At 63.5% G+C, this 23,048-nt stretch carries 24 protein-coding genes and 2 pseudogenes; 13 read left to right on the top strand and 13 right to left on the bottom strand.

The window, feature by feature from the left end:
* Window positions 1-94 precede the first annotated feature (94 nt).
* The 7 genes and pseudogenes from B0G77_RS36780 to B0G77_RS36810 all read left to right on the top strand — a co-directional run bounded on the left by B0G77_RS36780 (window position 95) and on the right by B0G77_RS36810 (window position 5,859).
* Window positions 95-508, top strand: coding sequence for an FKBP-type peptidyl-prolyl cis-trans isomerase (locus B0G77_RS36780; protein ID WP_133666652.1), 414 nt, complete (start codon window positions 95-97; stop codon window positions 506-508).
* Between the two features lie 184 nt (window positions 509-692).
* Entirely contained in the window at window positions 693-1,301 is a 609-nt protein-coding gene (locus B0G77_RS36785) for a hypothetical protein (RefSeq protein WP_133666653.1), read from the top strand.
* Between the two features lie 11 nt (window positions 1,302-1,312).
* Complete coding sequence (locus B0G77_RS36790; RefSeq protein WP_133666654.1) at window positions 1,313-1,612, top strand: hypothetical protein; 300 nt, start codon at window positions 1,313-1,315, stop codon at window positions 1,610-1,612.
* Between the two features lie 20 nt (window positions 1,613-1,632).
* Window positions 1,633-2,916: pseudogene (locus B0G77_RS36795) on the top strand (glycine betaine/L-proline ABC transporter ATP-binding protein); the annotation flags it as partial.
* Complete coding sequence (choW, locus tag B0G77_RS36800; protein WP_133666656.1) at window positions 2,909-3,811, top strand: choline ABC transporter permease subunit; 903 nt, start codon at window positions 2,909-2,911, stop codon at window positions 3,809-3,811. The pseudogene B0G77_RS36795 and the gene choW, both read left to right, overlap by 8 nt.
* Window positions 3,812-3,895: 84 nt before the next feature.
* Complete coding sequence (locus B0G77_RS36805; protein WP_133666657.1) at window positions 3,896-4,897, top strand: GlxA family transcriptional regulator; 1,002 nt, start codon at window positions 3,896-3,898, stop codon at window positions 4,895-4,897.
* Between the two features lie 20 nt (window positions 4,898-4,917).
* Complete coding sequence (locus tag B0G77_RS36810; RefSeq protein WP_133666658.1) at window positions 4,918-5,859, top strand: choline ABC transporter substrate-binding protein; 942 nt, start codon at window positions 4,918-4,920, stop codon at window positions 5,857-5,859.
* A gap of 58 nt (window positions 5,860-5,917) precedes the next feature.
* Here B0G77_RS36810 and B0G77_RS43630 read toward each other — a convergent pair whose 3' ends face one another.
* The gene (locus B0G77_RS43630; RefSeq protein WP_166656334.1) at window positions 5,918-6,082 is read right to left on the bottom strand and encodes a hypothetical protein; all 165 of its coding nucleotides are present in this window, start codon (window positions 6,080-6,082) and stop codon (window positions 5,918-5,920) included.
* Between the two features lie 156 nt (window positions 6,083-6,238).
* Between B0G77_RS43630 and B0G77_RS36815 the strand changes: the two are divergent.
* Window positions 6,239-6,691 (top strand): annotated as a pseudogene (locus B0G77_RS36815) (phospholipase D-like domain-containing protein); the annotation flags it as partial.
* An 88-nt stretch (window positions 6,692-6,779) separates the two neighbouring features.
* On the opposite strand, the gene B0G77_RS36820 reads toward B0G77_RS36815, so the two are convergent.
* The 7 genes from B0G77_RS36820 to B0G77_RS36850 form a co-directional block, all read right to left on the bottom strand.
* Window positions 6,780-7,928, bottom strand: a complete 1,149-nt coding sequence (locus tag B0G77_RS36820) for a CmpA/NrtA family ABC transporter substrate-binding protein (RefSeq protein WP_133666659.1) — start codon at window positions 7,926-7,928, stop codon at window positions 6,780-6,782.
* Between the two features lie 10 nt (window positions 7,929-7,938).
* A complete protein-coding gene (locus tag B0G77_RS36825) occupies window positions 7,939-8,514 on the bottom strand; it encodes an ANTAR domain-containing protein (RefSeq protein ID WP_133666660.1) in 576 nt (191 codons plus the stop codon).
* A gap of 30 nt (window positions 8,515-8,544) precedes the next feature.
* The gene (locus B0G77_RS36830; protein ID WP_133666661.1) at window positions 8,545-11,226 is read right to left on the bottom strand and encodes a nitrate reductase; all 2,682 of its coding nucleotides are present in this window, start codon (window positions 11,224-11,226) and stop codon (window positions 8,545-8,547) included.
* A gap of 19 nt (window positions 11,227-11,245) precedes the next feature.
* Window positions 11,246-11,569 (bottom strand): nitrite reductase small subunit NirD, encoded by a 324-nt coding sequence (nirD, locus tag B0G77_RS36835; protein WP_208116545.1) that lies wholly within the window; start codon window positions 11,567-11,569, stop codon window positions 11,246-11,248.
* A gap of 16 nt (window positions 11,570-11,585) precedes the next feature.
* A complete protein-coding gene (gene nirB / locus B0G77_RS36840; protein ID WP_133666663.1) occupies window positions 11,586-14,018 on the bottom strand; it encodes a nitrite reductase large subunit NirB in 2,433 nt (810 codons plus the stop codon).
* Between the two features lie 17 nt (window positions 14,019-14,035).
* Entirely contained in the window at window positions 14,036-14,296 is a 261-nt protein-coding gene (locus tag B0G77_RS36845; RefSeq protein ID WP_133666664.1) for a hypothetical protein, read from the bottom strand.
* A 347-nt stretch (window positions 14,297-14,643) separates the two neighbouring features.
* The gene (locus B0G77_RS36850; RefSeq protein WP_243751433.1) at window positions 14,644-15,807 is read right to left on the bottom strand and encodes a cyanate transporter; all 1,164 of its coding nucleotides are present in this window, start codon (window positions 15,805-15,807) and stop codon (window positions 14,644-14,646) included.
* On the opposite strand from B0G77_RS36850, the gene B0G77_RS36855 reads away from it, so the two are divergent.
* Window positions 15,806-16,540: a GntR family transcriptional regulator gene (locus B0G77_RS36855; protein ID WP_133666666.1), complete on the top strand. Its 735-nt coding sequence runs from the start codon at window positions 15,806-15,808 to the stop codon at window positions 16,538-16,540. The genes B0G77_RS36850 and B0G77_RS36855 overlap by 2 nt on opposite strands.
* Window positions 16,541-16,871: 331 nt before the next feature.
* Here B0G77_RS36855 and infA read toward each other — a convergent pair whose 3' ends face one another.
* The 5 genes from infA to B0G77_RS36880 all read right to left on the bottom strand — a co-directional run bounded on the left by infA (window position 16,872) and on the right by B0G77_RS36880 (window position 20,580).
* The gene (gene infA / locus B0G77_RS36860) at window positions 16,872-17,147 is read right to left on the bottom strand and encodes a translation initiation factor IF-1 (RefSeq protein WP_133666667.1); all 276 of its coding nucleotides are present in this window, start codon (window positions 17,145-17,147) and stop codon (window positions 16,872-16,874) included.
* Between the two features lie 130 nt (window positions 17,148-17,277).
* Window positions 17,278-17,559 carry a hypothetical protein gene (locus B0G77_RS36865; protein WP_133666668.1) on the bottom strand — a complete coding sequence of 94 codons (282 nt, stop codon included), beginning with the start codon at window positions 17,557-17,559 and terminating at the stop codon, window positions 17,278-17,280.
* 528 nt (window positions 17,560-18,087) lie between these two features.
* The gene (locus tag B0G77_RS36870) at window positions 18,088-18,306 is read right to left on the bottom strand and encodes a hypothetical protein (protein ID WP_133666669.1); all 219 of its coding nucleotides are present in this window, start codon (window positions 18,304-18,306) and stop codon (window positions 18,088-18,090) included.
* Between the two features lie 136 nt (window positions 18,307-18,442).
* Complete coding sequence (locus tag B0G77_RS36875; RefSeq protein WP_133666670.1) at window positions 18,443-19,684, bottom strand: FAD-binding oxidoreductase; 1,242 nt, start codon at window positions 19,682-19,684, stop codon at window positions 18,443-18,445.
* A 113-nt stretch (window positions 19,685-19,797) separates the two neighbouring features.
* Window positions 19,798-20,580 carry an ABC transporter substrate-binding protein gene (locus B0G77_RS36880; protein WP_133666671.1) on the bottom strand — a complete coding sequence of 261 codons (783 nt, stop codon included), beginning with the start codon at window positions 20,578-20,580 and terminating at the stop codon, window positions 19,798-19,800.
* A 222-nt stretch (window positions 20,581-20,802) separates the two neighbouring features.
* Here B0G77_RS36880 and B0G77_RS36885 point away from each other — a divergent pair, with 222 nt between their 5' ends.
* From B0G77_RS36885 to B0G77_RS36900, 4 genes are all read left to right on the top strand, one after another.
* Window positions 20,803-21,774, top strand: a complete 972-nt coding sequence (locus B0G77_RS36885) for an ornithine cyclodeaminase family protein (protein WP_133666672.1) — start codon at window positions 20,803-20,805, stop codon at window positions 21,772-21,774.
* Between the two features lie 107 nt (window positions 21,775-21,881).
* A complete protein-coding gene (locus tag B0G77_RS36890; RefSeq protein ID WP_133666673.1) occupies window positions 21,882-22,526 on the top strand; it encodes a PAS domain-containing protein in 645 nt (214 codons plus the stop codon).
* A 67-nt stretch (window positions 22,527-22,593) separates the two neighbouring features.
* Window positions 22,594-22,785 carry a DUF1653 domain-containing protein gene (locus B0G77_RS36895; RefSeq protein ID WP_133666674.1) on the top strand — a complete coding sequence of 64 codons (192 nt, stop codon included), beginning with the start codon at window positions 22,594-22,596 and terminating at the stop codon, window positions 22,783-22,785.
* A gap of 48 nt (window positions 22,786-22,833) precedes the next feature.
* Window positions 22,834-23,028, top strand: coding sequence for a YqaE/Pmp3 family membrane protein (locus B0G77_RS36900; protein ID WP_133666675.1), 195 nt, complete (start codon window positions 22,834-22,836; stop codon window positions 23,026-23,028).
* The last annotated feature ends 20 nt before the right edge of the window (window positions 23,029-23,048 follow it).

A 23,048-nucleotide genomic window follows, 5' to 3' on the forward strand; every position in this document is an offset into this window, starting at 1 on the left:
GTAGAGGCCCGCAAGCACGTCAATAGTGACCGCCTGGGCGCCCCTATCCGATAGAATGGGGGCCGGTTATTGAACTGTCGATCAGGAGATCTGTGTGAAATCTGGTTTTCTTATGCTTGCTGCCGCTACGCTGACTTCGATGGCATTCGCCGCTACGCCTGCCAATGCGGGTTCCGTCGAAAAGCTCCCTTCCGGCGTCGTTGTCGAACACCTGACGCAGGGCACGGGCGCGCAGCCGACCGCTGACAATGTCGTGAAGGTGAATTATCGCGGCACGCTTGCCGACGGCACGGAGTTCGATAGTTCGGCAAAGCATGGCGGCCCCGCGACGTTCCCGCTCGGACGCGTCATTCCCTGCTGGACACAAGGCGTCGCGACGATGAAGGTGGGCGGCAAGGCGAAGCTGACGTGCCCGGCAGCGACGGCATATGGTTCGCGCGGCGTGGGCGCGATTCCGCCGAATAGCGACCTGACGTTCGAAGTCGAACTTCTTGATATCGTGAAGTAAACCGCTCGCGAGGCGCTTTCTTCATCACGGGCAGGGGGCGTCGCCTGTTCGAACGGCCGGTGGTAGGGCCCGTTCGTTTACCGGTGTGCGATATCCTGTTCGTCAGGGCTGCCCGGCAGGGCGGTTCTACGGCGCTGTCCATCAGGACCCTACGCGGAATGTCCGTCCCTCGAGGAGCACTTCGATGATCCATGCCCGTGTTGTTCCATCCCTGCGCGCCACTGTCGTGGCTACCGTATCGGTCATCGCACTGCTGGGCTTCCAGTCGGGCATGGCTCAGACGCCCGCGCCCAATGCCGGCCAGCCGGCAGTCGGCGCCGAAGCTGTGCTGCATGTTCAGGCGCGCGTCATCGGTATCGAACCCGATTCGAACAGCCTCATCCTGCAGGGTTCGCGCGGCAATATCGCCGTCATCAATGTGAATCCCGACATCGCCGACGTGAAGAAGCTGCATGTCGGCGATATGCTGACCATCGCCTACAAGAGGGCCGTTCTCGTCCACGTGGACAAGGTGGCGCCGAACGGCATCCGGGCACGCGTCGATACGGAAGCGGTACAACCGGCTTCCGGTGGTGTCGTCGCAACCGGGCACATGGTGGAGGTGCTGGCGACCGTGCAGAAGATCGACAGGCAGAATCGCCGGGTGACGCTCCGTGGCCCGACACGCACGGAGGTCCTGGACGTCGCTCCGGACATTCCGCTCGACAACCTGAAGGAGGGCGATTCGGTGCGTGCCGTGTTCGTGTCCGCTATTGCGGCGGCGGTGACGCGCGGCGGAGCAAAGCCTCAGTAGGCCGCCGCTGCGTGTTCATCCAGGAAAGCGACGCTGCCGGGGCGACTGAGCCGACCGGCCCGAGCCTCACGCATGGCTGCTCCACCGCACGGTTAGCGTTCGCGCAAGCCCGCATCCCCGGTTTTTTGCGCTCGCGGGTTCTCCGTCCCGACGCGTTCACCCCGGACATCCCGAAAACCCTGCAAAATCCCGCCAACCTGCATCCGATTCCGGACGCGAATCTTCCTTCTCGCGACATCGCCCATCATGGTGCGGCGCAGCTCAGAATCGTCCGAAATCCTTGTCTGCCAAGGCTTCAGGCGGCAGGTTGACGACCGTGCTTTTCGGCCTGTGTCGTATTTGCGCAAGCGTCTGTCGCAATTAGTCGGCCAGTCGACCTTTTTTCTGGCAACCATGTAGGCACATTGTGCGGGCCGGCGCCTGCACCACGAAGGAGATGGATTCGATGAATTCCCCAAAAGTCGTGGTCGAAGGTCTCTGTAAGGTTTTCGGAGCCAATCCCAAGGCAGCGGTCGACTTGCTCGCTCGCGGCGCAACCAAGGACGAGATCTTTGCGAAAACCGGCCAGATAGTCGGCGTTCACAACGTGTCGTTCGACGTTCAGGAAGGCGAGATTTTCGTGCTGATGGGCCTGTCCGGTTCGGGCAAATCGACGCTGATTCGCCTGATCAACCGTCTGGTCGAGCCGACGGCAGGCAAGGTGCTCGTCGATGGCCGCGATATCGCCGCCGTGCGACGCTCGGAACTGACCGCGCTGCGCCGCACCGACATGAGCATGGTGTTCCAGTCGTTCGCACTGATGCCACAGCGCACCGTGCTGTCGAATGCGGCGTTCGGGCTGGAGGTTGGCGGCGTCAGCCGCAAGGAACGCGAGAAGCGGGCGCTGCAGGTGCTCGAACAGGTGGGGCTCGCGCAGTTTGCGCAGAAACTACCGTCGGAGCTGTCGGGCGGCATGCAGCAGCGCGTCGGTCTCGCACGGGCGCTTGCGGTCAACCCGTCGCTGATGATCATGGACGAGGCGTTCTCCGCGCTCGATCCGTTGAAGCGCAAGGAAATGCAGAACGTGCTGCTGGAACTGCAGAAGAACCAGCGACGAACGATCATGTTCGTGTCGCACGATCTCGAAGAAGCGCTACGCATCGGCAACCGTATCGCGATCATGGAAGGCGGCCGCGTGGTGCAGATCGGCACGCCGCAGGACATCATCAGCAACCCCGCCGACGATTACGTCCAGGCGTTCTTCGAAGGCGTCGACACGAGCCGTTATCTGACGGCGGGCGACCTGATGCGGACCAATGACGTGCCGCTCCTGCGCGATCTCGATGCGTCGAGCGTGGCGGAGTCGCTGAACGGCAGCGCCGAGTATGCCTTCGTGCTCGATGGCGAACGCCGCATTCAGGGTTTCGTCACACGCGATGCCATCGGTCATGCATCGCCGCGGGTCAATCACGTCGAGGTGCTGTCGCGCAGCGCGTCGCTCGACCATGTCGTGTCGCGCGTGTGCGCAAATTCGACCGCGCTGCCCGTTGTCGACGACGAAGCCCGCTATTGCGGTTCCGTCGATCGGGCGGGCGTCCTGAAGGTTCTTACGCGTAATCGAGGTTCCCATGTCTGAGATCATCCCGCTCGGCCGCTGGGTCGATGAGTCTGTCCACTATCTTCTCGACCACGACGCAAGCACCTTCGATTCGATCGGCAAGGCGATCGAGAGTTTTGCCGCACTGATCGAACACGGCCTCCAGGCGATCCCGATGTGGGCGCTGATGGCGTTCTTCATCGGCATCGGTCTCTGGCGGGTCGGCTGGCGGTTCGCGATCTTTGCCACGTTGTCGCTATTGCTGATCTATGCAACCGGCTTCTGGGACCAGACAGTTGTGACGCTGGGCCTCACGTTGTCGTCGACGTTGATCAGCCTGCTGTTCGGCATCCCGCTCGGCATCTGGACCGCCAAGAGCAAGAACGTGGCCATGATCGTGCGTCCGATTCTCGACCTGATGCAGACGATGCCCGCGTTCGTCTACCTGATTCCCGCGGCGATGCTGTTCGGCCTTGGCCGCGTGCCGGGGATTCTGTCGACCGTGATTTTCGCCATGCCGCCCGCCGTGCGTCTGACGAGCCTCGGCATCCGGCACGTGAACCGCGAAATCGTCGAGGCAGGGCAGGCGTTCGGCTGCACGCCGTGGCAACTGCTCTACAAGGTGCAGTTTCCGAACGCATTGCCGTCGATCATGCAAGGCGTCAACCAGACCATCATGATGGCGCTGTCGATGGTGATCATCGCGTCGATGGTGGGCGCGGGCGGCCTCGGCAACGATGTGCTGGCCAGCATCCAGCGTCTCGATATCGGGCTGGGTTTCGAAAGCGGTCTTTCGGTCGTGCTGCTGGCGATCATTCTCGACCGCATCACCGAAAGCTTCGGCCGTTCGCCAGGAACCGCCAACGCACCGCGCTTTGCCGGGCTGCGCAACGTGATGCGCGTACGCCGCGAGCAGCCAGTCGCCCAAAGCTGAACACGTGGAAAACAGCATGCCTCGCGAAAGCCTCAGGGCTTTCGCGATGGCTGAACATACCCTGTGCATTTTGGAGAGCGCGACGTGAGCTCAGCCACGACCGGATCGCCGGCCGCCGGATCGCCGTTGTCGAGCCTTGCGCATTTCGGATTTCTCACCCTGCCGAGTTTTTCGATGATCGCGTTCACGAGCGCGGTCGAAGTCCTGCGCATGGCGAACTACGTCGGCCGGGCCCAGCACTATCGATGGTCGATCCTGACGCCCGATGGCGTGCCGGTACGCGCCAGCAACGGCATCACGGTCAAGCCGACACGTACGCTGGAGGAAGCGGGCACGCCCGATGTGCTGATCGTGTGCGGCGGCACGCAGATTCGCAGCGCCGTGGACAGCAACATCAAGACGCTGCTTGGCGAAGTCGCCGGTCGGGGCATACCGCTCGGCGGCATCTGCACGGGGGCGTATGCGCTGATGTCGGCGGGTCTGCTCGACGACTATCGTTGCACCGTGCATTGGGAAGACCTGTCGACGCTCTACAGGGAATTTCCGCGCGTCCTTTTCGCGGACGAACTGTTCGTGATCGACCGCGATCGCCTGACCTGCACGGGCGGGACGGCGCCGCTCGATCTGATGCTGAACCTGGTTGGCAGCCGGCTTGGGGAAAAGCTTGCCGCCCAGGTGTCGGAGCAATTCATTCTCGAACGCATCCGCAGCGCCAGCGATCCGCAGCCGATCCCCGTCGATGCACGTGTGGGCTTCTCGCGCGCCGAGTTGATCGAAGTGGTGCGCCTGATGGAAGCGAACATCGAAGAGCCATTGTCGCTCGACGAGCTGGCCCGCCTCGTGCAGCTTTCGCAACGGCATCTGCAGCGGATGTTCAAGGTGTATCTGAACGTTTCGCCGACCCACTACTACCTGTCGCTGCGATTGCGTCGCGCGCGGGATCTGCTGCGCACGACCGACGCGTCGATCGCTCGCGTAACGACCGTCTGCGGTTTTCACTCGCCATGCCATTTCAGCAAGGCGTATCGCGCGCAGTTTGGCCACGCCCCGAGCATTGAAAGACGTCACCCCAACCAGAACCGATGAATCTCCGAGGAGAGAGAAAGATGAAACGAAAGCTGACGACCACTGCGTGCGTACTGGCTCTTGCGACCACGATGGCGCATGCGGCCGATCCGGAAGTGTGCAGGAACGTGCGCTTTGCCGATGTCGGCTGGACCGATATCGCGGCCACCACGGGCCTCGCCTCAACGGTGTTCCAGGGGCTCGGCTATAACCCGACGAAGACCATCGCGTCGGTGCCGATTACCTTCGCGGGTATCAAGAGCAAGCAGATCGACGTGTTCCTCGGCTACTGGGCGCCGACGATGGATCCGATCATCACGCCGTTCGTGAAAGCGGGCACGATCAAGGTGCTGCCGACGCCGAACCTGACCGGCGCCAAATACACGCTCGCCGTGCCGGACTATGTGTACAACGGCGGTCTCAAGACCTTCGCCGATATCCAGAAGTACGTGGACAAGCTCGACGGCCGAGTCTACGGCATCGAGCCCGGCAACGATGGGAATGCGCTCATCAAGAAGATGATCGACGGCAACCAGTTCGGCCTTGGCAAGTTCAAGCTGGTCGAGTCGAGCGAAGCGGGGATGCTCGTCGAGGTCAATCGTGCGATTCGAGAAAAGAAGTGGATTGTGTTTCTTGGCTGGGAACCTCATCCGATGAACGTGCAGATGAAGATCGATTATCTGAGCGGCGGCGACGATGTGTTCGGGCCGAACTACGGCGAAGCGAAGGTGTTCACGGCGACACCGCCTGACTACGCCGCGCGTTGCCCGAATGCGGCGAAGCTCGTGTCCAATCTGCAGTTCACGACGGCGATCGAGAATCACGTGATGGCGCCGATCATGAACAAGACGGACGCGAACAAGGCTGCGCTCGACTGGCTCAAGTCGAACCCGCAGGTGCTGAACCAGTGGCTGGCTGGCGTGCAGACGATTGACGGCAAGGATGGACTGCCGGCGGTCAAGGCGTATATCGCGTCGCATTGAGACTCGCTGGCATAGCGGGTCAACCGGCGGGATGCAGAGGCGGACTGGCGCTGCATTGTCACCGTGCGGTGTGTTTCAGTGCGTGTCCGGCGACCAGGTGGCCCGTTAGCGTCCATATCTGCCAGTCGAGGCTTTCGAAGACTTTGGCAATCGCATAGAAGACAATCACCGTCGCCCAACCCAGCGGTGCGTCGACCTTGCGGGCGATGGTTGCGCCGACCAAACTGCACGATCGCATAGGGCCGGAGGCTGCCCGTTACCAGCCAGTATCCGACCGTTCCCGTCGATGCCACGACCATGATCAGCATCTGTACCCAGCTGACACGCTGGCAGTCGGGCGGTGTTCAGGTTGCTCGATTCCAGACGGGTTGACGCGCGCGTCCAGTACTACATCTGGCGCAATGACCTGACCGGCACGCTGCTGCTGGAAGAGTTTCACGAGGCCGCCGACCGCGGCGTGCACGTGCGCCTGCTGCTGGACGAACACGGCATCGGGTCGTCGCTCGACGAGACGCTGGCGGCTCTGGAGGCGCATCCGAACGTCGAGGTTCGGCTGTTCAATCCGTTCGTGATCCGCAAGCCCAAATTCGTGGGCTTTCTGACGGACTTCCCGCGCGCCAACCGGCGCATGCACAACAAGTCGCCGACCGCGGACAGCACGGCGACCATCGTGGGCGGCCGCAACATCGGCGACGAGTACTTCGATGCAACCGACGGCGTTGTGTTCGCCGACCTCGACGTGCTCGCCGTGGGGCCGCCGGCAGCCGATGTCGCACGGGACTTCGACCGCTACTGGGCGAGCGCCTCGGCCTATCCGGTTGACCGGATGCTGTCGATTCTGCCGATCGAGTCGCTTTTGTAGGCGTTGCGTTGCGGTAGGCAGGGGCGGCGGGCGCTTCCGGTAGCGAACCGCCGTCCGGTCAATGGCGTATCGCGAACCCCTTCACATACGCATCGGGATCGCGACCGTCCCATGCACGACCATCGATCAGCACCGGCGATGCTTCGCTGGTCGGCACCGGAATCCCCATTTTCAGCGCGGCCTCGCGATACAGCGAGCTCTGGTTGATCGCAGCGGCGATTGCCGCGTAATCTTCGCTGCGGCCACTGTCGATCATGCCCCATCGCTGATATTGCGTCAGGAACCAGGCGCCTTCCGATGGCCGCGGATAGTTGACCGCGCCGCCTTCGAAAAACCGCACCGGCAGCCGCACGGCGTTGCCCCCCTCGCTGGAGAGCCGCGCCGCGATCAGTTCCTCCGGCACGCCGAGGAATTCCGGTTGCGCGAGCCGGCGCGCGATTTCGATGCGATGTTCGCCGTCGTCCAGCCAGCGGCACGCTTCGAGCATCGTCTGCACGAGGGCGCGCGCCGTGTTCGGATGATGGCTGACAAAGTCGCGCCGGCAGGCGAGTATTTTCTCGGGATGATCCGGCCAGACTTCGCTGGTATAGGCCACGGTCTTGCCCACGCCGTGCGCTTCTGCAACAGCATTCCACGGTTCGCCCACGCACAGCCCGTCGAGCCGTTCCGACGCGAGCGCATCGACCATCTGTGGCGGCGGAATGACCACGCTCTCGATATCGCGCAATGGATGAACGCCTTGCGCCGCCAGCCAGTAATACAGCCACATCGCGTGCGTGCCGGTCGGGAAGGTCTGCGCGAACACCGGTTTGCGCCCAAGGGTCGCGAGCGCCGCGCGCAGGCTCTGGTGTTCGGCCAGCGCGTCAGCGAGGCGATTCGATACGGTGATCGCCTGGCCGTTGCGATTGAGCACCATCAGCGCGGCCATATCCGTTTGCGGACCGCCCAGTCCCAGCTGCACGCCGTAGACCAGACCGTACAGCGCGTGAGCCGCGTCGAGGTCGCCGGACAGCAGCTTGTCGCGCACGGCAGCCCACGATGGCTGGCGGCACAACTCCAGCGTCAGTCCGTGCGCGTGACCGAATTCGAACAGCTTGGCGGCCACCAGCGGGGCGGCGTCGGAGAGCGCGACAAAGCCGAGCCGCAGATGCGTTTTCTCGAGCCGTTCCGCGGATTCCGGTCGGGCGTGATTGGCGGGTTCGTTCATGAGCAGGGCTTCATTTGGGCGCGTCCGCGGAAGCGACGATCTGGCGCGCGATTTCGGCCAGCTTCACCCCCTGGTTCATCGCGCGTTTGCGCAGCGTCGCATACGCGGCATTCTCGGTCATTTTCTGCCGGTCCATCAGCAGGCGTTTGGCGCGGTCGATCAGTTTTCGTTCGGCCAGTTCGTTCTCGGCCTGCGCGAGACGTTCGCGCAACTGCGATTCCTGGGCGAAGCGGGCCAGCGCGACTTCGAGAATCGGCGCGAGGCGCTCCGTCGCGAGGCCTTCGACGAGATACGCCGTGACACCCGCGCTCACCGCGTCGCGGATCAGCTGGTGGCTCGCATCGGGACTGAACATCAGCACCGGGCGCGGCGCGGTTGCATTCATCACGGCAAGCTGTTCGAGCGTGTCGCGCGACGGCGATTCCGTATCGATGATGATGACGTCCGGCCGTTCGCTTGCGACCACGCGATGCAGCGCATCCGGCGTCGCCGTGTCGGCCAGCATATCGTAGCCGAGCCGCGCGAGCGCATCGCGCAGATCGCCGATCGGCTTGTCGGTGTCGGTTACGAGTAGTACGCGCAGCATCTTCTGTCTGTTGTCATCGGCGGCTTCGGTTCAGATTGCAAGCGCTGGCGCGGCGCACATTCGTTTGAGTTCGGGCACGCATGAGCCGCAGACGGTGCCGCAACCCAGCTGCGCTTTCAGTTCGGGCACCGTGGCGCCATGGGTAATCGCCTCCTGAATGCGCGACTCCGTGATCTGCGTGCAGTTGCACACCACGCGGTCGCGCACCGCGCCGGCCTGCTGCCGGGTCGAGAACACCGCGAAGCGCGGACCTTGCCACGGCGCGGCCTCGCGCAATTTTGCCAGCAGCGCGTCGGCGTTCGCCGCGTCGCCTGCAAATACGAAGCCATCAATGACGTTGTCGCGCCAGACGACCCGCTTGTCAAGACCGCGCCGCGCGTCACGGTATTCGAGCGTGTCTTCGCCGGTGCGCAGTGCCATCGCTTCGTAAAGACGGGCGAGCCAGTGTTCCGGCGCCGCCGTGTGTGCGGCGCGCAGCACGAGCAGGTCGTCGTCTTCGATGCTGAGCGAGGCGTAGCCGCAGTCTCTCAGCAGCGGCTGGACGGCTGCATGGAGGGCGAGCACGTCGCCGCGGCGGGCGGCGACGAGCCGCCAGGGCAGTTCCGCCGGTTCGATGCGCACGGCGGCGTGCTTCAGTTCGGGTTGCGACGACAGCGGATCGACTGCGGCGACGGTGGTTTCATTGATGCCGCCGCTGGCGAGAAACTGGGCGTTCCAGTGCATCGGCGCAAAAACGGTCCCCGACTGGACATCGTCGGACAATTGCAACGGCAGCACGAGTTCGCCGCGGCGGCTCGCTATCCGTACCAGATCGCCTTCGCTGAAGCCGCGTCGCGCGGCGTCGCCGCGCTGCATGCTGAGCGCCGGTTCGGGGGCGTGAGAGAACAGTTTGCCGACGCGGCCTGTGCGGCTCATGCCGTGCCATTGATCGCGCAGGCGGCCCGTCAAAAGACGGAAGGGATAGCGCGGATTCGTGGCCTCGGCGACCGGCAGATAGCGGGTCGCATGAAAGCGCGCGCGGCCGTCGGCGGTTGCGAACACGCCGTCCGTATAGCGACGTGCCTGGCCTTGTGCCCCTTGCGCGGGAAACGGCCATTGTTGCGGACCGGCTGCTTCGAGCGTGTCGTAGCTGAGGCCGCCGATATCCAGGTCGCGGCCCTCGGTGAGCTTGCGATGTTCGTTGAAGACGTCTTCCGGTTTGTCGAACGCGAAGAGTGTCGAAGCAGCCTGATTGCGCTGTTCGATGCGCCGGGCGACTTCGTTGACGATCCACCAGTCGGGCTTCGCTTCGCCAGGCGCTGCGACAGCCGCGCGCACGCGGGAAATACGGCGTTCGGAGTTGGTGACCGTGCCGGATTTCTCGCCCCACGTTGTGGCGGGGAGCACCACGTCGGCGAACGGCACCGTATCCGTCTGCATGAAGGCGTCCTGCACGACGACGAATTCGGCGTTCTCGAGCGCTTCACGCACGCGTGCGATATCGGGCATCGAGTGAATCGGGTTCGTGCAGGCGATCCAGATTGCCTTGATCTTGCCGCTATGGACCGCTTCGAACATGTCGACAGCGGGCAGGCCCGGCCGGTCGGAAAGTTGCGACACGCCCCACAGGCGCGCAACTTCTTCGCGGTGGGCGGGATTGCCGATGTCGCGGTGCGCCGCAAGCATGGTTGCCATGCCGCCTACTTCGCGGCCACCCATCGCGTTCGGTTGCCCGGTCAGCGAGAACGGCCCGGCGCCGGGGCGGCCGATCTGTGCGGTCGCAAGATGCAGGTTGATCAGCGCGAGGTTCTTGTCGGTGCCATGGCTCGACTGGTTGAGACCCATGCAGTACAGCGACAGCGCGGCATCGCTCGCGCCGAACCATTCGGCTGCCTGCATGACTTCGCGCTCGGTGATGCCGCACAGGCCTGCGACCATGGGCGGCGTGAAGTCGCGCACGAGCGCCTTGAGCTCGTCGAAACCAGCGGTATGGCGACCGATGAAATCGCGATCGACGAGGCCTTCCCAGATCAGGTGATGCAGCATCCCGTTGAAGAGCGCGACATCGGTGCCGGGCTGGATCGGCAGATGCAGGTCCGCCATCGCCGCGGTATCGGTGCGGCGCGGGTCGACGACGATCCAGCGGATCGACGGATCCGCCGCCTTCGCTTCCTCGAGCCGGCGAAACAGCACGGGATGTGCCCATGCCATGTTGCTGCCGGCGAACAGCACGGTTTTCGCCTGTTCGAGATCCTCGTAGCAGGTGGGCGGTCCGTCCGCGCCGAGCGCCATCTTGTACGCGGTGACCGCACTCGACATGCACAGCCGCGAGTTCGTATCGATGTTGTTGGTGCCGATCAGGCCTTTCGCGAGCTTGTTGAAGACGTAATAGTCTTCGGTGAGCAACTGGCCCGATACGTAAAACGCCACCGCATCCGGGCCGTGCTGTTCGACGACTTCCGCAAAACGCGCAGCGACCGTATCGAGCGCCGCCGGCCATGACACCTGTTCGCGCGGCTCGTCACGACGCAGACGCATTTCCGGAGCCAGCGCGCGACCGGTGTCGCTGTGCGCCGTCAGCGCGAGCGACAACCCTTTCGTGCAGAGCTTGCCGAAGTTCGCCGGATGGTCCGGGTCGCCCTGCACACCGGTGATGCGGCCGTTCTGCGCCTCGATGAGCACGCCGCAGCCGACGCCGCAATAGCAGCAGGTGGAACGGGTGACGGTCTTCATCGTGTCTCCGTGCGTGTGTTCAGGCGAGGCTCAGGAAAATCGAGCCGTCATCGTCGACCCGCACCGGAAAGTGGCGCGCGCAACCCTCATCGGGTGCGCGGGCTTCACCGCTTGCGAGATCGATGTTCCATGCATGCAGGGGGCACGTGACGCTCTCGCCGTGCACGATGCCCTGCGACAGCGCGCCGCCCTTGTGCGGGCAGTGGTCGAGCAACGCGAACACCTTGTCCTGCGCGGTGCGGAAAATCGCCACGTTGCCTTCCGCGCGTTGCAGCACGCGGCTGCCCAGTTGAGGGATATCCGCGATTTCGCAGATACGGGTCCATTGTTGAGTCACTTTCATGTCCATGATGTCGTCCTCAGGCCACGACCTTGAGCGGAATGTATTCGTGCTTCTGCCTGCCGGCGATGCGTGCTTCCCATGGGTCCGGCAAGCCGTCGAGCGAATACAGCAGGCGCTCGAACAGGGCGCGGCGATTCGCGTCGTCGTCGACGACCTTCTTCCTGATGTAGTCGAGACCGACACGCTCGATGTAGTGCACCGTGCGGTCGAGGTACCACGCTTCCTCGCGATAGAGTTGCAGGAAGGCGCCGGTGTATTCCTTGACCTCATCCGCGGTCTTGACCTTGACGAGGAACTGCGCGACTTCGGTCTTGATGCCGCCGTTGCCGCCGACATAGAGTTCCCAGCCGCTATCGACCGCGATCACGCCAACGTCCTTGATGCCTGCTTCCGCGCAGTTGCGCGGGCAACCGGAGACGGCGAGCTTCACCTTGTGCGGCGACCACATGTTCGCCAGCATCGTTTCGAGATCGATGCCCATCTGCGTGCTGTTCTGCGTGCCGAAGCGGCAGAACTCGCTGCCCACGCAGGTCTTGACGGTGCGGATCGACTTGCCGTACGCGTGGCCCGACTTCATGCCGAGGTCTTTCCACACATTGGGCAGGTCTTCCTTCTTCACACCAAGCAGGTCGATGCGTTGACCACCCGTCACCTTGACCATCGGCACGTTGTATTTGTCCGCGACGTCGGCGATGCGGCGCAGTTCGGCGGCCGTGGTCACGCCTCCCTTCATCTGGGGAATCACCGAGAACGTGTTGTCTTTCTGGATGTTTGCATGCACACGCTCGTTGACGAAGCGGCTTTGCGGATCGTCGACGGCTTCACGCGGCCACGTCGACAGCAGGTAGTAGTTGAGCGCCGGGCGGCAGGTCGCGCAACCGTTCGGCGTGCGCCATTCGAAGAAGTCGTACACCTCGCGATGCGACAGCAGATGCTGCTCGCGAATCACCCTGCGGATATCGCCGTGGCTGTGTTCGGTGCAGGGGCAGATTGCTTTCGTCTTCGGCGTTTCCTGGAAGTCGGAGCCGACGGTGCTCATCAGGATCTGTTCGACGAGGCCCGTGCACGAGCCGCATGAGCTTGACGCCTTGGTGTGTTTGCGGACTTCGTCGAGCGTGAAGAGTCCTTTTTCGGTGATCGCCTTGACGATGGTGCCCTTGCATACACCGTTGCAGCCGCACACTTCGTCGCTATCGGCCATCGCCGCGGCGCGGCTTTGGCCCTGCACGCCGGAATCGCCCACATGCGATTCGCCGAACATGATGTGGTCGCGCAGTTCGCCGAGCTTGCGGCCTTCGCGCAGCAACTTGAAGTACCACGCACCATCGGCGGTGTCGCCGTAAAGGCATGCGCCGACGAGCTGATCGTCCTTGATCACGAGCTTCTTGTAGACGCCGCCGGACGGATCGGACAGCACGATTTCCTCGGTGCCGTCGCTGCCCATGAAGTCGCCGGCGGAGAAGAGGTCGATGCCCGTCACCTTCAGCTTGGTCGACAGCACCGAGCCCTTGTAGCTGCCGATGCCCAGCAGCGCCAGATGGTTTGCGCAAACCTTGGCCTGCTCGAAGAGCGGCGCGACGAGGCCGTACGCGATGCCGCGATGGCTCACGCATTCGCCCACCGCATAGACGCGCGGGTCATAGGTCTGCAGCGAGTCGCTGACGACGATGCCCCGATTGCAGTACAGGCCCGCTGCTTCGGCGAGCGCGGTATTCGGGCGGATGCCGGCGGCCATCACGACGAGATCGGCGCGAATGCTGTCGCCGTCCTTGAAGCGGACCGCGCTGACTTCGCCCGCGTCGTTGCCGATGATCTCCGAGGTCGCCTTGTTGAGCAGGAAGTTCAGGCCGCGTTCTTCGAGCGAGCGTTGCAATAGTTTGCCGGCAGTCGAGTCGAGCTGACGTTCGAGCAGCGTATCGGCGAGATGAACGACGGTGACGTCCATGCCGCGCAGTTTCAGGCCGTTGGCCGCTTCGAGGCCCAGCAGCCCGCCGCCGATCACGACGGCGTGACGCTTGAGCGCGGCGGTATCGATCATCGCCTGCGTGTCGCGGATGTCGCGATACGTGATCACGCCGTTCAGATCTCGGCCGGGCACTGGCAGGATGAAGGGCGTTGATCCCGTTGCGATCAGCAGACGGTCATACGGCGCTTCGCTGCCGTCGTCGGCCACGACCACGCGCCGCACGCGATCGATCCGGTCGATCGTCTTGCCCAGATGCAACGTGATGTCGTTTTGCTGATACCACTCGACGGTATTGAGGATGATGTCGCCGAACGCCTGCTCGCCGGCGAGTACCGGTGACAGCAGGATGCGGTTGTAATTCGGATGAGGCTCGGCACCGAACACGGTGATGTCATAGTGGCCGGGCGCGATCGCCAGCAGTTCTTCGATCGTGCGGATACCGGCCATGCCGTTGCCAATGACGACCAGACGAGGTTTGTTCATGACGAAGGTCTCCTGTTTCACGCGCAGGCGCACACGGTTACTACCGGCCGGGCGCGGAGCGCCCGACGCATCGCGTCGTTCATGACGGGCAGGCAGAGCGCGGCGCGGGTGGACGTGACGGCCGTCGACGGACAGTGCGATGTGGTCAGCGGGAAGGTGGGGACGATCTGGATTTGCTGCATGCCGCACAGATGCCAGACCATGCGGCTCAGATCGAAATGCGGGAGTGCGGCAAACAGCGTGCGGAGATGGGCGTGGCGCCAGAAGCTGCGGTCCATGATGGTTCCGTCGTTGGATCGCGCCCGGATCGTACCGGTTGCGACAAACGTCGAACGTCATTGCCCGACCTGATGAACGGCAGGTTGCCGTTTCGCTGCCTGGCCCGGGTCTGATGTTCCGTCAGGTGCCCGAGCCTTGCGCCCCTGCATCATTGCAGGGAGCGAAACCTGTGTAGCAACAGATATGCCATGCTGCGTCATCGGCGCTGAGGCCTGATGCGATTGGGTTCGGTCGAAATGGCCGAGGTGGGATATTGCACCGCAGCAGTGCGCGGGCAAGCAGGGCTGCACTGGTTTAGCGCCACTGGATCAATGGCGGGGCAAGTGAAGAAGGGCGAAATGCATTTTCAATCGCGCGCCGCACGCGTGCTCAATGCGCCTGCATAGCTGCGCGGCGAAAACGCAAAAGTGAGCAGGATCATCGCCGAGATGCTGCATGCGAGCATGATCCACGCTGCCGTGAAGGTGCCCGTGAGATCGCGCACGAACCCTGCGATCATCGGCGCCGCGGCGGCCACGACGAAGCCGACGCCCTGAACGAACGCGATCAGTCGGGCGGCGACGTGATGGTCGTCGGAGTGATCGAGGGTGGTGACGAGCGTCACCGAAAACGTGCCGCCCAGCCCCGCGCCCGCCAGGGCGACCCAGAGCAACGGCATGGCCTCAGGCCAGACGACGAGGCCGACGACGCCCGCCAGTTGCGCCGACAGGCCTGCGACCAGCCATGGCCGTCGATCGCGAAACGACGCGGCGGCGAGCGGCAGCAGCAGGGCGGATGCAGCCTGAAATACCGCCATTGCACCGAGCAGCGAGCCGCTGCTCGCGACGTTGGCGCCATGCTGCTGGTAGTAAGCGGGCAGCCATGCGACCAGACTCGTATAGCCGCCATTCACCAGCCCGAAGTGCAAACCGAGCGCCCACGCGCGCCGCTTGCGCCAGAGATTGACGGTGGATACAGGCTGTCTGGCGATTTCATCGTTGTGAGAGACCGCGTCCGATGTTCGCCGGTTCAGGCGGAACCAGTAGATAAGGGCGATCAGCGCCGGTATCGCCCACACCGCAAGGGCTGCGTGCCATGACTCCAACACGTCTGCGATCCACGGACTCACGCTCGCGCCGAGTCCGCCACCGCCCATGATCGACGCGGAAAACATACCCATCGCGAGCGGCATGCGCATGCGGAACCGCTGTTTGATGACGCCCGGCAGCAGAGCCTGAATCGATGCGACACCGATACCGGCAAGCGCGGCCGTCAGAAGCAATGCCGCGCCGCTGCTCGTGGACCAACGTGCGCCACATGCCAGCGCAATCGCGATCAGACCAAGCGCCACACCGCGCGCCTCCCCGACCGATCGGGCAAGGGCGTTCGCGCCGAACGCGCCGAGACCCATCGCTACCACAGGCAGGCTGGTCAACAGCGAGGCGCCGTAGAAGCTGAGACCGGTCGAGGCGCGGATCGTCGTCATCAGCGGGCTGATATCGCCACGCCGGCTTCCCCGATTCGCATCCATGGCCTCACGCACCCGCTCGACTTCAACCACCGCTGCGTCGCCATCAGGCGATGCCGCCGACGTGTCCACTTCTGTCGAAGCGCGCATTTACGCGTCGATCACTTCGGCGTTGTTGCAGGGCAGATTGCGGCCCGGAGCGCAGCTCGTGGAGCGCGATCTGGCGGCCGCGTTCGGTTGCACGCGCGGGGCGTTGCGCAAGGTGCTCGCCCGGCTGGGGTTCGAAGGCAAGCTGGTGCTGGAAGCGAATCGCGGCGCATTTGTACCGTCGCCTTCCGAAGAGGACATCCGGCAGGTGTATCGCGCACGACAGATCGTTGAGGCGGGGATCGTCGCATCGCTATGCGGCGAGCTGTCGGCGCAGCAGAAACGCCGTCTCAACGCGCATGTGCGCTGTGAAGAAAAAGCGCAGCGCGATGGACGTGTCGATGATGCGGTGCGTCTTGCGGGACAGTTTCACGTACTGCTCACAGAACTCGCGGGCGGCACGGAGCTGCTAGGTCTCGTGTCGCAGCTCGTCGCGAAGACTGAACTGTACAAGGCGCTCTACGACCCGTCGAAGGGTTCGACCTGTGCCGGGGATGAACACGCGCAGATCATCGAAGCGCTCGATGGCGGCAACCTCGAAGCGGCGCTTGGCGTCATGCGTGCGCACCTTGACGAACTGGAGGAACGTGTCGTGCAGCAGGTCCGTCTGCATTCCGGCGACGATCTCAGCGCCGTCTTCAGCCAATGAAAAACGCGGCATGGAATCCATGCCGCGTGTCGTTTAGAGCGTTGTGTGCTCAGTGCGAGATGCGCTCCAGTTCCAGCCCTTTCACCGCATGATGTCCCAGACCGCGATCGAAGCGAGCGGGATGCTGGGCGGCGACGCGGCACTGCCGCATGCGGAACTCGAGCTCCTCAAACCCGCGAAGACGCGCTGAACCGCGGTTGAGCGGATTCGCCAAAGCGCGTCAAACGGGCTGGACAATGGTGTTGCAAGTACCAGGGGTTGCGGCGGCAACTGGATTGAAACCAGCATTAAAGCGCCGGCATGCGCCGGAACAAACCGCCGCCAGCCGGCTTCAGCGCCGACGGAATTGCGAGCTGCGGGCTGCGCCGCCGCCACCACCACTGCGCTCGTCCTTGTGGCGGAAATTGATACGGCCCTTCGTCAGGTCATAGACCGACAGTTCGAGCGTCACGCGGTCGCCCGCGAGGATACGGATGTGATTCTTGCGCATGCGGCCGGACGCGTATGCGCCTACCACGACGCCATTGTCGAGCGTCACGCGGTAACGGCTATCCGGAAGTACTTCGTCGACGATACCGTCCAGTTCAAGCAGTTCTTCTTTTGCCATGCATAGCTCCTGGTCAATGAGAGGGGGTCGCTTCGCTCGAATGCCGACGAAGCGTGTAATGCCGGTAATACGTTGGCGGGCGGCGCGTCGATGTGCCGTGCGCCCGTCGTGCGGATCGAAACGATGCCGCTTAAAGGTCGGCCACCGACTGGCCGTCCACACGGCCGTCGATCAGCTGTTCGGCGTGCGCCATACACGCAATACGCGCCTTGCCCGTGCCTTCGAACGGCCACAGATGCGGCAGTCGGAAAACGCGGCCGTCGGACGACGGATTCGCGCCGACGCGGCAGATACGCACCGACGCTTCATAGCCGGCGTCGGGGTTGCGACTCGTCTGGCCGTCTGCGGGACGGCGCGGATAGACGAGCGGATGAATTTCAAAGCCCTTATAGGTTCTGACAGCTTGAGTCATAAAACACCTGTCCTGTAATACTGGCCGCCGCTCCCTGCGCATGGACGCGCCGGAACGGCCGACCCGGCGGCGCAGCCAGACAACGGCGCGCTGCCACGGAAAAAGAATGGCGCCAGCCCGATTCAACGAAGCTTGCGCCCAGTTGCACTTGCTTGCGCTTGGCCGCGGCGATTCGCGGATTCGATGGAGAAGAAACACGCCGATGCCGCGTGGGCACTGGGCGCATGAAAAGCTGCACAACTCGCGACAGCGAATGCGCGATGCGCATTGCCGGATTGACGGGACCGCCGACGGGCGACGGTCGAACTGTCGGGGGTACTGCGGAAATGCCGATTGAAAGCTCCGGTACTGCAAATCCGGAATACAGCTATACCAATATGATGCACTAAATAGGCCCGATTGGATAGCAAAAAGTTTCCTGCGCCGCCAATTGGCGACGAACGCGTTCTACTGGGCGCCCCAGGACGGCGCGGCCGGAGAGGGGCCGTCCCGCTGCCCGGCCAGGGCGGCTGCGTCGCTAATCGAGGTTCAGCTGGCTCTGGCGGGCGCCCTTTTTTTCAGTTCGTGCGACGCGGCAAGCGGGATCCGGGCATCGTCCCAAGCCGCGAGCCATTCGACTTCCTTCGCGGTGAAAACCTGTCCGTGATTGCGCAGCGCGTACTGCAGCGAATCGATGATGTGGTTGCGGATGATTTCGGGCGTGCCTTCGTCGTCGAGCACCGCACGAAACGCTTCTAGCGTGGCCATCGTGTCGCTCCGGGAATTGGATTGGCGTCTTATCGCACGCCAATAGTGACGCGCCAACCGGACAAAATTCCCCACACGCCGGCAAGCACGTCAGCGCGCGGTTGCTTTTAGCCCAGGGATCCCGATGACAGCGACGTTACTCGAACCGTTCTGGACGGTACGGCCGCACATCGGTGAAGGGCGTGGCGCCCGTCATCATTTCTGCCAGCAGGCGTCCCGTGACGGGGCCAAGCGTGAGGCCGTGATGATTGTGGCCGAAGGCGAACCACAGCCCGCGATGCCGCGTCGCGCGGCCGATCACAGGCCGCATGTCCGGCGTACACGGCCGCATGCCGAGCCATGGCGCCGGGTCGATGCGCGCCCCCAGGCCGAAGACCGGCTTTGCGAAACGTTCCGCCCGTTCGAGCTGGATGCCCGTCGGCGGCGCGCCGCGCTTCGCGATTTCGACGCCCGTAGTGAGCCGTAGACGCCCCTGCATCGGCGCGATCACATATCCCTTCTCGGTATCGACGACCGGTACCGACAGAATCTGGCGCTCGGGCTGGTAATGCATGTGATAGCCACGTTTCGCCCGCAGCGGGATGCGGTAGCCAAGGGGCGCGAAGACCGTGTCCGACCACGGCCCGAGCGCGACGACAACTTCCTTCGCGCTGATCCGGCCTGCCGTGGTCTGCACGGTCCAGGCGTCGCCTTCAGCGCGCACGGTAGTCGCATCGCCGGTGAACAGCGTGCCGCCGCCCGCCTCGAAGAGGCGCGCGTAACCCTTCGTCAGTTCACCCGGGGTCGCGACGCTCTTCGGGTCCTGCCAATGCAGCGCGCCGCAAAAGCTTTCGGCGATGCCAGGTTCGCGGACACGCAGCGTCGTGCTATCGAGGGGCGTCATCCGCAGGCCGTTCTCGCGCGCGGAGACTTCAGCGGCGGCGGCTTCGGTGTCGAATTCGGTCTGGGTACGGAACGCCTCGATCCAGCCGCCATCGTGGACGAGAGCGCCGAGGCCGGCGCGCGCGATCAGCGCGTCGTGTTCAGTTACGCTTTGCCGGATCAGCGGCAGCATGTCCCGTGCGGCGGCGGCGAGCCTTTGCGGCGACGAATGCCACCAGAAACGGGCGAGCCACGATGCATATGACGGGATGGCCTTATAGTCCCAGTAGAGATCGGTCGACTGGTTGCGCGCATAGCGCAGCAGCGTACCGAGACGGCGCGGAAAGCCATACGGCACGATCGACGAGCGCTCGATCAACCCGGCATTGCCGAAACTGGTTTCCTCCCCGGGGCCGCGCCGGTCGACGAGCGCGACGCGCCGCCCGCGGTCTTGCAGATGCAGCGCCGACGATACGCCGACGATGCCGGCCCCCAGTACGATCACGTCGAAATCCATAGACTCGCTTGTCCGTTTCAGCCGTCGGGCGACTCAGGTGCGCCGCCAGAAAAAATGAGGCTTCGAGGCGCATGCACGTGCCTCGAAGCTGTCGACTCTAAATCAGGGTCGGGCTACTTCGCAATGATGTCGCGCTTGAAATACTTCTGCGACAGCGAGCTCAGCGTGCCGTCCTTCTTCAGCGAGTCGAGCGCGGCGACGACCTTCGTCTTCAACGCCTGGTCGCCCTTGCGCAGACCGAGACCGGTGCCTTCGCCGAGCGTCGCCGGATCGTGCAGCGGCTCGCCGAGGATCGCGTAGTCACGCGCTTCGGGCTTGCCGAGGAAGCCGTCCTGCACCGTCTGCGCTTCCTGCACCGCGGCGTCGAGGCGGCCGGCGATGAGGTCGGAATAAACCTGGTCCTGATCCTGATACGAGACCACCGAAACACCCGCATTCGCCCAATGCGCCTTCAGAAAATCTTCCTGCGACGACCCTTGCAGCACACCCACACGCTTGCCCTGCAGGCTCTTCACGTCCGGCAGCAGTTTCGAATCGCGCTTTGCCACCATCACGATCGGCACGACATAGACCGCTGGCGTGAAATCGATGCTCTGCTTGCGCTTGTCGGTGATGTTCATCGCTGAATTGATCACGTCGAACTTGCGTGCCTGCAACGCCGGGATCAGGCCGTCGAACGCGTTTTCGACCCACACGCACTTCACATTCAACTTCTTGCAGACGGCATTGCCGACATCGATGTCGAAGCCTTGCAGTTGACCCGACGGGCTCTTGCTCTCGAACGGGGGATAGGCGGCTTCAACGCCGAAACGCAGCGTGCCGTTGGATTCGGCGTGGGCGACGCCGGCGATGCTTGCGAACGCGAGGGCGATGCAAAGGGAAGGCTTCAGGTTCATGACGGTTCCTGGCATGGGTTGGGAAAGGCGAAATCGGCCGTAGCTGGGCGTCTGTGGCGGGAGGCGGCTTCATCGCGTGGATCAAATATAGACGAAAAGTCTATTGTGGACTATAGGGGATGCGCCTGATAGGTGTTGTTAAAAGTCTAGAATAGACTTAAAGTCTCTATCACGTCCACTCACCAATATTCCGCAAGCGGTATCGATCTGGAGAAGCCCGCCATGAGCAGCAACGAAAAAACCGTTCCGTTGATCGTCAATGAACACGCTGTGCAGGGCGCGTTGCCCGCGCTGGATGTGCGTCGCGCGCTGACGCAGATGTTTCGCGAACTGGGGAGCGGCAGCGCGGTGCAGCCGCCGCAGACGCTGACGCTGTTTCCCGCCGATGCCGGCGACTTCATCACTTATCTCGGCGCGATCGCCGAGGCGAAGGTGTTCGGCGCCAAGCTGTCGCCGTACATCGTCACCGGCGGGCGCCCGATCGTGACTGCGTGGACAGCGCTGATGTCGATGGAAACCGGGCAGCCGCTGATCTGGTGCGACGCGGGGCTGCTCACGACCGAGCGCACCGCGGGCGCCACTGCGCTTGCCGTCGATCATCTCGCGCGTGCCGACGCGCGGCGACTGGCGATCGTCGGGGCCGGCGCGGTGGGGCAGGCCCATCTGCGGCACGTCGCGCGGCTGCGTGCGTGGGAATCGATCAGCGTGTTTTCGCCGGATTTGCCTCACGATGCGGCGAAACGCGCGGCAATTGCAGCAATCGAGTCGCGCGCGACCATCAGCGAGAGCATCGAGGCATGCGTTGGCGATGCCGACGTGGTGATGCTGTGTACGTCCTCGGGTACGCCGGTGCTGTCCGATGGCATGTTGACGAAGCCGGCGCTGATCACGTCGATCAGCACGAACGTCGCGAACGCGCATGAAATTCCGCCGGCCTGGCTGCCGGACATGGACGTCTATTGCGACTACCGCCGCACGACGCCTGGCAGCGCCGGCGAGATGAAGCTTGCCGCCGAACGGCACGGGTGGACGGCTGCGAGCGTCGTGGGCGATCTGCCGGAACTGGTGTGCGGCACGTGTGAAAAACCGTCGTACCGCAAGCATGCATTTTTCCGCTCGATCGGGCTCGGGCTGGAGGACGTCGCGATTGCTTACGAGTTGCTGCGGCATCTGACCCAGGGCGAGCGCGCTTGACAGAAATGACGGGGATGTCCAGGATTCCAGCGCGCCTGTGAACGCCGTTTGATTGGCCTGGTGCGCGCCGAACCCGCCCACAGCACTCAAAGAAGGTTGCGATAACCATGCGCAAGAAAAAGACTTCCCCCGTCAAGGATCTGCTGCTGAACCGCTATGCGCCGATCGCGGACGGTATCGCGACACTCTTTTTTCCGTACGCCGAGGTCGTGATTCACGATCTGCATGACCAAACCGTGCTGTATCTGGCGAACAATCTGTCGAAGCGCGAAGTCGGCGACGACTCGGCGCTGGAGGAAATCGATCACGCCGCGCGCGAGCGCGTGATCGGCCCGTACGAGAAGCTGAACTGGGATGGCCGGCGCATGCGCTGCGTGAGCAACGTGCTGTTCGACGACAGCGGCGAACCGGCCGGCATGATGTGCATCAACTTCAATATCGCGGTGTTCGAGGACGTGCGCTCGACGCTCGATCTCTTCATCAAGGGTGCGGGCGTCGTCGCGCAGCCGGACGAACTGTTCCGCGACGACTGGCAGGACCGCATCAACACGTTTCTGCATGCCTGGCTGCGCGAGCGGCAGATCGGCCTCAATTCGCTGACCCGCGATCATCGTCGTGAACTGGTGGAGGCGTTGTATGCCGAAGGCGCATTCCGCGGCAAGAGCTCGGCGAATTACGTCGCGGCAGTGCTCGGTATGGGCCGCGCGACGGTATACAAGCATTTGAAGCAGATGAAGGAAAGTGGGAACTGAAGCGGCGCAGCCGCCACACTCTCCTGGAATTCTTCCGCTAACCGGTTCAATCGAAGAGGGAAAACCTGTGCGCTTTCAGCACTACAAGGGCGGCATTTACGAACTGGTCTGCGAGGCGACGCTCGAATCGGACCCGACGGTCACCATGATCGTCTACCGAGCGGCCAATGGTACGATCTGGACACGTCCAGCTTCGGTGTTCTTCGAACTGGTCGAGCGCGACGGCACGATGGTGCCGCGCTTCAAACCGATCGATTGATCCCACGCGCCCGGCGTCCTGGCGCGCCGTATCGAAGGAGAAACAGGAATGCGTCTATTGCTTGCCCTCATCGTGCCGTGGTTTCAGTTTTTCACGATTGGGCGTCCGCTCGCTGGGATCATCTGCCTGATCCTGCAACTGACGATCGTCGGCTGGATTCCGGCTGCGATCTGGTCCGTCTATGCGCTCAGCCAGTACAACACCGACCGCAAGATCGAGCGCGCGCTGGGGCCACGGCGCTGATTCAACGGTGCCGGCGCCGC

The sequence above is a fragment of the Paraburkholderia sp. BL10I2N1 genome, from assembly GCF_004361815.1.
Taxonomy (GTDB): Bacteria; Pseudomonadota; Gammaproteobacteria; order Burkholderiales; family Burkholderiaceae; genus Paraburkholderia.